Source organism: Agrobacterium sp. 6Ca8 (assembly GCF_055382765.1).
In genome coordinates this window covers 1187622-1199962 of the sequence record NZ_AP026433.1, presented here as the reverse complement: position 1 = coordinate 1199962, position 12341 = coordinate 1187622, and the positions used below count along the sequence as shown (strand labels likewise).

The 12341-nt window shown below is 55.6% G+C and carries 13 protein-coding genes; 7 read left to right on the top strand and 6 right to left on the bottom strand.

Annotation, left to right across the window (positions count from 1 at the left end; all coding sequences use genetic code 11):
* The first annotated feature begins 210 nt into the window (after positions 1–210).
* Positions 211–1263: a LacI family transcriptional regulator gene (locus ACZ5A6_RS05975; RefSeq protein WP_174061346.1), complete on the top strand. Its 1053-nt coding sequence runs from the start codon at positions 211–213 to the stop codon at positions 1261–1263.
* 21 nt (positions 1264–1284) lie between these two features.
* On the opposite strand, the gene znuA is transcribed toward ACZ5A6_RS05975, so the two are convergent.
* Positions 1285–2271 (bottom strand): zinc ABC transporter substrate-binding protein ZnuA, encoded by a 987-nt coding sequence (znuA, locus tag ACZ5A6_RS05970; protein ID WP_174061345.1) that lies wholly within the window; start codon positions 2269–2271, stop codon positions 1285–1287.
* Positions 2272–2375: 104 nt separating this feature from the next.
* Between znuA and znuC the strand changes: the two genes are divergently transcribed.
* The 3 genes from znuC to zur are packed head-to-tail and all read left to right on the top strand — an operon-like array spanning position 2376 to position 4505.
* Entirely contained in the window at positions 2376–3293 is a 918-nt protein-coding gene (znuC, locus tag ACZ5A6_RS05965; protein WP_174061344.1) for a zinc ABC transporter ATP-binding protein ZnuC, read from the top strand.
* Entirely contained in the window at positions 3286–4104 is an 819-nt protein-coding gene (znuB, locus tag ACZ5A6_RS05960) for a zinc ABC transporter permease subunit ZnuB (protein WP_013636161.1), read from the top strand. The genes znuC and znuB overlap by 8 nt, the downstream gene beginning before the upstream one ends.
* Positions 4101–4505, top strand: a complete 405-nt coding sequence (gene zur / locus ACZ5A6_RS05955; protein WP_025593459.1) for a zinc uptake transcriptional repressor Zur — start codon at positions 4101–4103, stop codon at positions 4503–4505. Before znuB ends, zur begins: the two co-directional genes overlap by 4 nt.
* A gap of 39 nt (positions 4506–4544) precedes the next feature.
* Here the strand turns inward: zur and ACZ5A6_RS05950 are convergent, their stop codons facing one another.
* From ACZ5A6_RS05950 to ACZ5A6_RS05935, 4 genes are all read right to left on the bottom strand, one after another.
* Positions 4545–5078, bottom strand: a complete 534-nt coding sequence (locus tag ACZ5A6_RS05950; RefSeq protein WP_174061343.1) for a gamma carbonic anhydrase family protein — start codon at positions 5076–5078, stop codon at positions 4545–4547.
* A gap of 37 nt (positions 5079–5115) precedes the next feature.
* Positions 5116–5805 (bottom strand): fumarylacetoacetate hydrolase family protein, encoded by a 690-nt coding sequence (locus ACZ5A6_RS05945; RefSeq protein ID WP_065687361.1) that lies wholly within the window; start codon positions 5803–5805, stop codon positions 5116–5118.
* A gap of 346 nt (positions 5806–6151) precedes the next feature.
* Positions 6152–6646, bottom strand: coding sequence for a YciE/YciF ferroxidase family protein (locus tag ACZ5A6_RS05940; protein ID WP_003515270.1), 495 nt, complete (start codon positions 6644–6646; stop codon positions 6152–6154).
* 370 nt (positions 6647–7016) lie between these two features.
* Entirely contained in the window at positions 7017–8273 is a 1257-nt protein-coding gene (locus ACZ5A6_RS05935) for a TylF/MycF/NovP-related O-methyltransferase (RefSeq protein ID WP_236776057.1), read from the bottom strand.
* Positions 8274–9038: 765 nt separating this feature from the next.
* Here ACZ5A6_RS05935 and ACZ5A6_RS05930 point away from each other — a divergent pair.
* The 3 genes from ACZ5A6_RS05930 (at position 9039) to dusA (ending at position 11509) form a co-directional block, all read left to right on the top strand.
* The gene (locus ACZ5A6_RS05930; protein WP_003515267.1) at positions 9039–9557 is read left to right on the top strand and encodes an MltR family transcriptional regulator; all 519 of its coding nucleotides are present in this window, start codon (positions 9039–9041) and stop codon (positions 9555–9557) included.
* Positions 9558–9600: 43 nt separating this feature from the next.
* A complete protein-coding gene (locus ACZ5A6_RS05925) occupies positions 9601–10218 on the top strand; it encodes a hypothetical protein (RefSeq protein ID WP_174061341.1) in 618 nt (205 codons plus the stop codon).
* Between the two features lie 283 nt (positions 10219–10501).
* Positions 10502–11509, top strand: coding sequence for a tRNA dihydrouridine(20/20a) synthase DusA (gene dusA / locus ACZ5A6_RS05920; protein WP_174061340.1), 1008 nt, complete (start codon positions 10502–10504; stop codon positions 11507–11509).
* 5 nt (positions 11510–11514) lie between these two features.
* Here dusA and ACZ5A6_RS05915 read toward each other — a convergent pair whose 3' ends face one another.
* Positions 11515–12315, bottom strand: coding sequence for a DUF72 domain-containing protein (locus ACZ5A6_RS05915; RefSeq protein WP_013636107.1), 801 nt, complete (start codon positions 12313–12315; stop codon positions 11515–11517).
* Between the last annotated feature and the right edge of the window lie 26 nt (positions 12316–12341).

Here is a 12341-nt window from a genome sequence, read left to right as displayed (position 1 = left end):
CTTGGCATTGTTTCTCTCTTGAGCAGAGTTTTCGAGAGCGCGTAAGGTCGGTAATCAGGAATACGCCCGTTCGATATTTTCCACGACCTACATCGTTATAGCCAAAGGCCCGAAGACCGGATCGGGTGTGACGGCGACCGGCGACGTTTGCCTTTGCAAGAAACAAAAAGCTATCTATGATTATTGTTCTGCAAAGCGTGGCGAAATGACATGAACGATACTGGTAATTCCGGCAGGGACGAAGCGAAGGCGACAACGGGTGAGCGCCCGACCTTGAAGACCATCGCCTACATGACGGGTCTTGGCATCACCACCGTGTCACGCGCGCTGAAGGATGCGCCTGACATCGGCGCGGAAACCAAGGAGCGCGTGCGGCTGATTGCCCAGCAGATCGGTTACCAGCCGAACCGAGCTGGTGTGCGCCTTCGCACTGGCAAGACCAATGTGATCGCGCTGGTGCTGAGCGTTGACGAGGAATTGATGGGCTTCACCAGCCAGATGGTATTCGGCATCACCGAGGTTCTTGCGACGACGCAATATCACCTCGTCGTTACCCCTCACACCCACGCCAAGGATTCCATGGTGCCGATCCGCTACATTCTCGAAACCGGTTCGGCGGACGGGGTCATTATCTCCAAAATCGAGCCGAACGATCCGCGCGTCCGTTTCATGACGGAGCGCAAAATGCCCTTCGTTACCCATGGGCGGTCCGACATGGGCATTGAGCACGCCTATCACGATTTCGATAACGAGGCTTATGCCTATGAGGCCGTGGAGCGGCTGGCGCAATTTGGGCGAAAGAGGATCGCCATCATCGTGCCGCCATCGCGGTTTGCGTTCCACGACCACGCCCGCAAGGGGTTCACTCGCGGTATCAGGGATTTCGGCGTTTCCGAATTCCCGTTGGATGCCATCACCATCGAGACGCCGCTCGACAAGATCCGCGATTTCGGCAAGCGCCTGATGCAATCAGACGATCGCCCTGACGGCATTGTCTCCATCAGCGGCAGCAGCACGATTGCGCTTGTGGCGGGGTTTGAGGCAGCCGGTGTCAGGATCGGCAAGGATATCGATATCGTGTCGAAACAATCCGCCGAATTCCTGAACTGGATCCAGCCGCAAATCCACACAGTCAACGAGGACATCAAGCTTGCGGGCAGGGAGCTTGCCAAGGCTCTGCTGGCACGCATCAACGGTGCGCCGCCAGAAACGCTGCAAAGCATCAGCCGCCCGGTCTGGTCCTCAATGGCGCCGAAGCCTTGATAGAAGGAACGCCTGTCCGGATCAGGACAGGCAATCCTTCAGCGAGCCGGCGATGCCGCGCATCATCTTGAAGTAGAGATCGGGACCCGGTTCAAGCGTGGCCGCTTCGGGATCGAGCGTCGCAGACTTTGCCGCCGTGCCTTCGGTTATGACGGAGATCAGTTTCGGCTCGAATTGCGGTTCGGCAAAAACGCAGGTCGCGCCAAGTTCGCGAACCTTTTCCTGCATCTCCCTGACGCGATCGGCACCGGGCAGGGTTTCGGGGCTAACGGTGATCGATCCCGCCGTTTTTACGCCGTAGCGATGCTCGAAATATTGATAGGCATCGTGGAAGACGATGAAGGGCTTGTCCTTCACGGGTTTGACCGTTTCGGCAATTTCGCTGTCGAGCGCATCGAGATCGTCGATCAGTTTCTTCGTATTGGCCTGATAGGTTTCCGCATTGCCGGCATCGGCGGCAATCAGCGCGGTTTCTATCGTCTGGGCCATGGCCTTGGCATTGGCCGGATCGAGCCACAGATGAGTGTCGTACGCGCCGTGTTCATGGTCGCCGTCATCGTGCGCATGATCATGAACATGAGCGTCTTCGCTGTCCGAATGGCCGGCATGTTCTCCATGGGCCTCTTCGCCATCGTCATGCGCCTCGAAAGGGCCGCCTTCGCGGAAGGGAAGCTTTTCCAGCCCCTTGGCATCTTCCAGTTCAACCACTGTTGCCTTGCTGGTCAACGCCTCCAGCGGCTTCTGCAGAAATGCCTCCAGTCCAGGCCCGACCCAGAAGACCAGATCGGCCTTTTCCAGCGTGCGGGCATTGGAAGGCCGCAGATTATAGGTATGCGGTGAGGCTGCGCCGTCGACAATGAGTTGCGGTTCGCCCACGCCACGCATGATTGCCGCGACGAGGGAATGGACAGGCTTGATCGAGACCACGACATTTGGGGCGGCGGTGGCGCCGGAGGCGGCCGCCGCTATTGCTACCGATGCCATGAGCGGGATCACGAACGATCTCATGAAATGCACTCCACTTGAAGAAGTATAGTTATGTTATTACATTTATTGCGTAACTCTATAACGTATGCGATAGCGGTAAGCAACATCGCCGATCGGACAATCCTATGCTTCATTCCGCCCATGAGGGCAAAGAGATACTGGTGTCACTTTCCAATGCCGGCGTGCAGCGCAACGGTCGCTGGCTCGTGCGCGGCGTGGAGTTTTCCGTCAGCAAGGGTGAGATCGTCACGTTGATCGGGCCGAACGGTTCGGGCAAATCAACAAGCGCGAAAATGGCGATCGGGGTCTTGAAGCCGAGCGAGGGCGCGGTATCGCGCATTGCCGGTCTGAGGGTCGGGTATGTGCCGCAGAAGCTTTCGGTCGACTGGACCATGCCGCTTTCTGTGCGCCGGTTGATGACGCTGACCGGGCCGCTTCCCGCGCGCGAAATCGACGCCGCGCTGAACGCCACGGGTATCGCGCATCTGGCAAACGCGGAGGTGCAGCATCTTTCTGGCGGAGAGTTCCAGCGGGCACTTCTTGCCCGCGCCATTGCGCGCAAGCCCGATCTGCTGGTTCTCGACGAGCCCGTGCAGGGCGTTGATTTCTCCGGGGAGATCGCGCTTTATGATTTGATAAAAAATATCAGGAATTCAAACAATTGTGGAATTCTGTTAATCTCGCATGACCTGCATGTGGTCATGGCGGAAACCGATACCGTGATATGCCTTAACGGCCATGTCTGCTGCCGGGGAACGCCGCAGGCGGTGAGCCAGAGCCCGGAATATATGCGGCTTTTCGGTGGGTCGGCCGCCAAGGCGCTTGCCGTTTACAGCCACCATCACGACCACACCCATCTGCCCGATGGCCGGGTGCAGCACGCGGATGGTTCGGTGACCGAACATTGCCATCCCGATGATGGCCATCATCATGGGCATGAGCAGCATCACGACCATAATCATGACCACGGGGACTGCGGCTGCGGCCACGAGCATGACGAACACGCCACTTCAAGCCACCAGCAGGGAGAGCGGCATGTTTGACGATTTCTTCGTTCGCGCCATGATCGCCGGCATCGGTGTTGCGCTCACCGCCGGTCCCCTTGGCTGCTTCGTTGTGTGGCGGCGCATGGCCTATTTCGGCGATACGATGGCCCATTCGGCACTGCTTGGCGTTGCGCTGTCGCTGCTGTTGCAGATCAACCTCATCGTCAGCGTCTTTCTTGTAGCCTCGGCGGTTTCGATCCTGCTGATTTTCCTGCAACGACGGCAGGCGCTTTCCGCCGATGCGCTCCTCGGCATACTCTCTCATTCGGCGCTGGCGATCGGTCTCGTCATCGTTGCCTTCATGAGCTGGGTGCGCATCGATCTCGTCTCCTTCCTGTTCGGGGATATTCTGGCCGTTACCCGCAGCGATATCGCGCTGATCTGGGGCGGCGGGCTGGTGGTGCTGGTTTCCATGGTGTTCCTGTGGCGATCTCTGCTGGCCTCCACAGTCAATACCGAGTTGGCCGAGGCCGAGGGGTTGAACCCGGAACGCGCCAAGCTCATCTTCACGCTGTTGATGGCGCTAGTGATTGCCATCGCTATGAAGGTGGTCGGCATCATGTTGATCACATCGCTGCTCATCATACCGGCGGCGACAGCCAGACGTTTTTCTTCCACGCCTGAGGTTATGGCTGTGGTCGCGTCTCTGATCGGAGCGGTTGCCGTCGTTGGCGGCCTGTTCGGATCGCTGAGTTACGACACGCCATCGGGACCGTCCATCGTGGTTGCCGCCGTGATCCTGTTCGTTATAAGCCTGTTGCCGGCACCGGGTTTTTCCCGCTCCGCAGATGAAGGAGGCAAGTCATGAATGCGCAGAACCTTACCAAAAACCAGTCGCTGGTCATGAATGCCCTGTCGAATGCGCATGCGCCGCTCAGCGCCTATGTGATCCTCGACAAGCTGCGCGACGATGGTTTTCGCGCGCCGCTGCAAGTCTACCGGGCGTTGGAAAAGCTGGTGGAATATGGTCTCGTGCACCGGCTTGAAAGCCTCAACGCCTTTGTTGCCTGCACCCATACGCAAGCCGAATGCTGCTCGCATCACCATGGCACCGTCGCCTTTGCCATTTGCGAATCCTGCGGCCAGGTGAATGAGTTCCACGATCACGAGATTGACCATCGCCTCGAGCGCTGGGTCAAGGACAGCAAGTTCAAGGCGGAAAAGACCACTATCGAAATTCGTGGTCTGTGTGCCGCCTGCGCGGGGTAACACCGTTTGGCGACAGCGGGCGTTCTTGCCCGCCATCCGTCATTCTACGATGACTTCCAGATCCTTCGAAAAACGCTTCCAGTTTTCGATGTAATTTTCCGCCGAGCGGCGGATGCTGGCGACGGCCTCGTCATCCAGCGTTCGGACGGCACGCGCCGGCGATCCGACGATCAGGGAATTGTCGGGAAACTCCTTGCCCTCCGTCACCAGCGCATTGGCGCCGACCAGGCAGTTGCGGCCGATCTTTGCGCCGTTGAGGATCGTTGCGCCCATGCCGACGAGCGAATTGTCGCCGATGGTGCAGCCGTGGATGATGGCGTGGTGGCCGATGGTGCACATTTCGCCGATCGTGGCGGCAAAACCGAGATCGCTGTGCACCATCACGCCGTCCTGAATATTGGTGCCGCGACCGATGCTGATTGGATCATTATCGCCGCGCAGCGTCGCGCCGAACCAGATGCCGACATCCTCGGCAAGTATCACCGAGCCAATGACATTCGCATCGGGTGCAACCCAGTAGCGATCCGGGGCAGGGGTCTGCGGCACCCGATCTGCGAGGCGATAAAGCGGCATGGCGGTTCTCTCCCTTTGGATTATGCGCCGATAGCGATCAAGCGACCGTAACGGACAGGGTGCCGACACCGTCTACACCACACTCGATCCGATCGCCGCGCACGATAGGGCCGACGCCTGCGGGCGTGCCGGTCATGATGACATCGCCAGCGGCAAGCGTGAACAGCTTGGAAAGCTCGGCAATTACTTCCGGCACTTTCCAGATCATCTGCGCAAGATCGCCTGTCTGCTTGCGCTCACCATTGACATCGAGCCAGATTGTACCGGTCGACGGATGGCCGATCTTGTCTGCGGGAACGATGGCGGAGACCGGCGCGGAATATTCGAACGCTTTTGCGCCCTCCCACGAGCGTCCCATCTTCTTCAAACCATCCTGAAGGTCGCGGCGTGTCATATCGATGCCAACCGCGTAACCCCAGACGTGGCCCAGCGCATCGCTTGCCAGAATATCCACACCGCCGCTTTTCAACACCACGACGCATTCGACTTCGTAATGCACGTTCGACGACAGCGAAGGGTAGGGGAAATCCTGACCCGCAGGCAGAAGGTTGTCCGGATTTTTCTGGAAATAAAACGGCGGTTCCCTCGAAGGATCGTGGCCCATCTCGATGGCGTGATCGGCATAATTGCGGCCGACACAATAGACCCGCCGCACGGGGAACATCTCGTTTGTGCCCTCTACGGGCAGAAGAACGGGTTCTGGAACTGGAATGACGGTGGCGGCCATGGGATTTCCTGTCGTCTTTTTTAGAACTGCAAGTCTTGTCCCGCGATTCCTGGGTGATTTCCAGTTCAAAATGACCGCAGCCGTAAAGAGGTAGTTCCGGTACAGACAAGCGCTTGCAAACGGCGAAAAAATCTTAGCCTTGGCACCCGATGATCGAATTTGCTCAGTGAAAATAGCAGCTCTTACAGGTCTCTCGATTCGGCGGTTACGAGGTGTGAAATTTAGGCTCGCGTCGAGGCTGCAGTAAGGTGGGCTCAAGATGAGACTTGAAGGAGGGTAAGGCTCGCGTTTTAAGTGTTCAAAAAAGTAAGGTCTCCCAAATTGGGGAGACCTTCGCAAACGCGAGTTACGCAGCTTTCTTGGCGGCGGACGTCTTATTGATGGCCGTCACCGCAAGGTTAGTCAGCTTGTTGTTCGTTGCTTTCTCCTGGTCGAGGATTTCGCTCAGAATTTTGTGGGCTTCATCGTGGCCGAGATCCTTCGCCCATTCGCGGAGCGAACCGTAGCGAGCGATCTCGTAGTGCTCGACTGCCTGGCAGGCCGCCAAGAGGCCAGCGTCGAGCGCAGTTCCTTCTGCCTCCTCCATGAGACCTTCGGCCTCCTTGATCAAGCCCTCAATGGCGTCGCACTTTTCCCCGGAGGCTTTCTTTCCAATGGATTTAAAGACCTGGTCAAGCTTCTTGATCTGATCCCTGGTCTCTGCAAGGTGATCTTCGGCGGCCTTCTTTAGTTCGGCACTTTTGGCTGCCTTCGCGACTTTGGGCAACGCTTTCGTTATGGCGTTCTCCGCATAGTAGACGTCCTGCAATGTGTGCTCGAAAATGTCCGCAAGTGTTTTCATGGGATTCCTCCGGTTTGTTGATTACCATTTAGACAACGCGCAGTTGCGGGCTTAGTTCCCTTCCCGTCACCACCTGGTAGCCGAAACACAAAGACAATCACATATTCGCGCCCGACCTCCTTGTTAGACGAATTCCCGGCTGGCCGACCGAACTTAATCTTCTTTTGCGGCAGGAGCAGGTGGGTACCGCCAGCGACCAGACGATCGTTCAGAGGCCGAGTTCTCCGCCCTGATATATGTGCGAGTTTGCAAGACGATCGCTCGGAAAACTCAATCGTTGATCATTGCTTGCCGGTAGCGTACCCCGTCAGAAAAGCCAGCGGCAAAAAAGACCCGAGACCTTCTCGAAATGGGGCAATGGCCAGTTTCTCTACTCAACCTCTATCTTCAATTTGTGAATCGCAAGTCCAAGTGGACGCGTATCCTCACTTGATGGCTTCAGGGAATGTGGAGATGTAAAAAACTCGGGTCTAAATTCGAAGAAAATTGTCGGGGGAGATTCATCATTCTGGTCCCTTCGCAGCAAGTGTAAAGGAATGATCAATTCCCGATCGCCACGTTTATTTTTGGATGTAAATTTCCACTCGGCAACATTGGTACCATCGACCAGAACGGCAACAGTCTGCTCTATCTGTCTGCCAAGTAATAGAGCATCGACATCAAATATTAGTCTAATGGCCGTTTCCGGTACGAATGGAATTATCAAGGACATCGTATGGCGTTCGCCCAGGCCCCAGACGCCCCAGTCTTCAACTTCCGCCCATCCGTCTTTCAAATAAGTTTTTAAAACTCGGGGGGGAACCCAGGCTCCTACCGACAAATCATGAAGTCGCTTTATTCGCCAATTGTTGAATTTATCGGAAGATGCCCGTGCCTTTCGCACTATCGCACTGCCGCCGCTGTCCGCTAATGGTATCAAGCATTCAGGCTTGTCTGAAAAGAACTCGTCAGCTGCGTTCTCGGCGCCATCCCAGTGCAAGCTCGAATAATCATGGACAACGATAAACCCACCTTCGACCATTCTTGGGTAGAAATAGTTCAGCGCACTCATCATCGGATTGTAAAGGTCGCAATCAAGATGAACGACGGAAAACGTTAGGTTGTCCGGAATTTGCGTAGCCGACTCTGGAAAATACCCTTTTACGTAGACGACATTGTCCTCGCCTACAAATTCCCGCACCTTTTCAAGACTGGTATCGGAAAACTGCAAGGGGATCGATGAATCGATGCCCTGGATATCTTTCGGATCGAAGCCTTCGAAGGTATCAAACAGATACGCCGTACGCCCCAGCGCCCTTGCGAAATTCGCCAATATATAAGATGTGTTTCCCTTATATACTCCAAGTTCAGCGATATCACCCGATATATTTTCTTTTTTAATTTGATCATATATGAGGCAAAACGTGAAGAAGCGGTTCATGTCACGTTTATGATGCTCTTCATTGTGAGTAAAGCCGCTCGACAATGCTTTGGGATCGAGCTGATCCTCTATCTTTTTGTACCTGTGAAGATTTACGGAATAGCGATGTGGAACAGTTGAGTAAAAATCAGTCGGCCATGATTTTTCAAGCTCCGCCTCACGAGAACTTTGAAACAAACTTTTCAAAAATTTCGAACCAAAACTCATCCGCGCCCCACAAAAATTAATATTACGTCGATCCGAGAATACTGGTCAGGCGATTATATAATTTCTCATTTCGGAACCGAACTTCGGTCCGACTCTATGAGCCCGAAAAGTAATCTGCATTAAGAATTGGACGACGCCCGCGCTGCTTGGCGTATTGGTACGTGTTTAGTGCCGTCTCCGACCACTAATGCGCGACCTTGGGAATTGTTCCCAGAACGAGCTGAGGCTCGTCACGAGCGGCAGCATCGCCCACAATTTTTGACCTAGCGGTCGCTCGCATCGGATAGCGATAAGCGATCCGAATTCAACCGTTCAAGCCCACCAGCCTCATCGATTTCGCTCTAGAGAAACCGTGTATTCTTCAGCGTTAGGGTTGTGGTCGAATTTCTTCGCCTTGTTAAAAACTACACGCTCGCCTTTTTTTCAAAGGATCTGCGCGGTATAATCAATCGAGACGTCTATTATCTTCTCGCCGTGATAGTGACCGACAATCATGAACATTGGTGCTGCTCAATGAAAAACTATCACAGAATTTTACCCTAGTAAGCGAGCGTAAATAGTTGAATTTCTATAAAAAAGCGGTGACATCAGGGTCTCGCATCTTTGCCGTGGCCCCGATGATCGACTGGACGGGTGAGAAATAAGACGTTGAAATTGCTGGATTATTTATTTTTGTAATTGCGATGGTGCAGTTCTGGTGCAGCCAACGCAAAGCGGCTGGTGCAAATGCTACCGATGGTGGATCGAAGGAAAGGATGTTGTTGAGTGGCAGATAATCGCAGAACGTTCTCTGAAACCCACCCGCACCTGATCGGCTTCTCCGATTTTCTGGACGACTTCAACAAGGAAACCGAGCGTGGTGCAGCTCTCGCTGCGGCGGCAATGCTCGACGATCAGCTCGGCAAAGTCATCGAAGCGTTCCTCATCCCGAACAAGGGCAGCCAAGCGCTACTCAGCGGGTTCAACGCGCCACTCGGATCGTTCTCTGCCCGGATCGCGGCAGCCTTCGGGCTCGGGCTGATTTCGGAAGCCGAGTATCGGGAGTATGAACTGATCCGAAAGGTGCGTAACGAGTTCGCACACCAGATCAAAGTGTCGTTTGCGACAGAAAAGGTTGTCGGTCTGTGCGCGCAGCTTCAGATGGCGGTGAAGCCCTACGCGGACGTGAAGGTCAACACTCGCGGCCAGTTCACTACCGCAGCGGTTGCGCTGGTGATGAACCTAACAAACCGCCCTCACTATGTCGGGCAAAGGCGGCTTCAGGCTGTTGATTGGAAGATTTAGCCGTGAATAGATTCTTGCCATACGCTCCAATCAGGGATTGTGAATGAAAGACCTACAGGCAGCTACGGATCGCTTGTTTCGTGACTACGGCCGGCACTGCCAAGCGCCGAACGAGGACACGCTGTTCCACTTCCTGAACTCGCTGCATAGCTTTAGCGACAAACTCAAGCGTCACAGAAAAGGCGGTCTGCACGACTCTCCGAACTTCATCGGGCTGAAGGCGCTACGGAATCTTTTCCATCATGAGGCTGAACTGCTGAGCAAGATCAGTGTCGTCACCGATTTCGTGCAACCGGTCGTCGTTGAGTTGAGCCGTGTCTGCCTTGTTGACCGTTCACTTATTGAGCGGGCAGCCGCCGCTGAGGCGGCGCATGCGAAAAAGTATAAGCGCATCCCCGGAGACGTGGTGGGAGCATTCCGGTGGTACGCCCAGATCGTTGACATCGAGCCTGCCATCTTCAACGTTGCAGTCGATGCCTATGAGGCAATCAAAGAGATCGACATCGCACCGTGGTCCGACGCCTTTCAGATGTTCGAGGCGTGTTATGAGGATGAAGAAGAGAGTGGACGTGAGCATCGCGTAGCAGGCACCATCTCCTGTCACGCAGGAAACGTCAGCGAGCTTCTAAAGAAGATGCACGAAAATGCGGCGGCGGCGTGAGAAGTTAAATCCGGAGTCTCTTGGTTATCCCACTCTATGGTGCGGGCCTCTTACGAGGTGGACGGGCGCTTACACCGGTCAGCGTAACCTTTCCACGGATGATAGCATAACGTGACGGTGCATTTGCAAGCACAGATCGCCGCTGTCGTGGTGCAGTTCTTGGTGCAGCTAGGAAATTACGGCCCGTATGCTTTGAGTGGAGTCAAAGGGTTACGTGTGATAAAGAGTGGCCCAAAATGCCGCCGAGCACCTAGCCGGCAAAATGGTGAAGTTCTGGAATATCATGAAAAATCAATACCATAACGGAGAAAAAATCTTCGCAGTCGCCCCGATGATCGACTGGACCGATACGAGGTGCAGATTTCTGCACCGGCAATTGTCGAAGCGTGCGCTGCTTTATACGGAAATGATCGTTGCCGACGCCATCATCCATGGCCAGCGCGACAGGTTGCTCAACTATCACACTCAGGAACATCCAGTTGCATTGCAACTCGGTGGGTCGGATCCGGTAAAGCTTTCGGAGGCGGTGCGGATCGCCAGCGATTATGGCTATGACGAGATCAACCTCAATGTCGGCTGTCCTTCGGACCGGGTGCAATCCGGCACTTTCGGCGCATGTCTGATGCGCGAACCCGAGATTGTCGCGCAATGCGTGACGGCGATGAAGGCCGTTGCGAAGGTGCCGGTCACGGTCAAATGCCGCATTGGCGTGGACGATCAGGAGCCGGAAGCCGTGCTGCCGGATTTTCTTTCGCGGGTTGTGGCGGCGGGCGCGGATGCGGTCTGGATCCATGCGCGCAAGGCTTGGCTGCAAGGGCTTTCGCCGAAGGAAAACCGTGAGGTGCCGCCGCTCGATTATGATCTCGTCTATCGCATGAAGCGGGAAAATCCTGACATCTTCATCGGCATCAACGGCGGTATCTCCGATCTCGATCAGGCAAGCCTCCATCTGCAGCATATGGACGGCGTGATGCTGGGCCGTGCGGCCTATCACAATACGTCCATCCTTGCCGATGTCGACCATCGCATTTATGGCGAAGAGGCCCGGCAAGCTGACTGGATGGGGCTGCGTGATGCGATGATAGCCTACGCCGCCGACTACATCGCCGCCGGCGGGCGCCTCAATCACGTCACCCGCCACATGGTCGGCCTGTTTCAGGGCATGCCTGGCGCGCGCCGTTTCCGGCAGATCCTTTCCAGCGACGCCACACGGCCGGGCGCTGGAACCGAGGTAATCGAGGCGGCGTTCGCGGCAGTCGATTTCAACCCGGCGAAAGAAATGGCTGGCTGAGCCAGTCAGACCAATTTCTGCAATACCTGTGCGCCGTTTGGTGCATTGACCTTGCCGCCGGTGATGAAGAAAGCGAAGACATCGCGAGGGGTCTTCTCGACTTTTCTATCGGGAGCGATCAGCGGCAGGTCATCCGGAACACCGCCCGCCGCATAGGTCTTGACCCGTTTTGCCCAATGGTCAATCTCGGCCTTCGGATAACAGGTCTCGATATCATCTTCGCCCTTTTGCAGGCGGCAATAGACGAAATCGGCAGTTACGTCAGGCAGCATCGGATAATCGTGATGGTCGGCGCAGACGACCGCGACTTTGTGTTTGGCGAGAAGATCGATGAATTCCGGGACCTGAAATGTCGGGTTTCGCACTTCGACCACGTGGCGAAGGCTGATGCCGTCCTGTTTTTCGGGCAGCAATGCCAGAAACGCCCCGAAATCCTCGGCGTCGAATTTTTTAGTCGGCGCGAATTGCCACAGGATCGGACCGAGATGGTGGCCGAGTTCCGTCAATCCTTGCGTCAGGAACTTCGTCATGGATTCACCCGCCTCGGCCAGGACCTTGCGGTTGGTGACGAAGCGGCTTGCCTTCAGGGAGAAAACGAAATCCTCAGGCACGTCCGCCGCCCATTTGGCGAAGGTCTCGGGTTTCTGGCTGCTATAATAGGTGCCGTTCACCTCGATCGCCGTCAATTGCCGGCTGGCATGTTCCAGCTGGCGTTTCTTCGGCAGTTTTTCCGGATAAAACGTGCCTTCCCACGGCTCGAAAGTCCAGCCGCCGATACCGGTGCGGATCGTGCCTGATGTCGACATATACTGTTCCTCCTCGGGCTATCGGC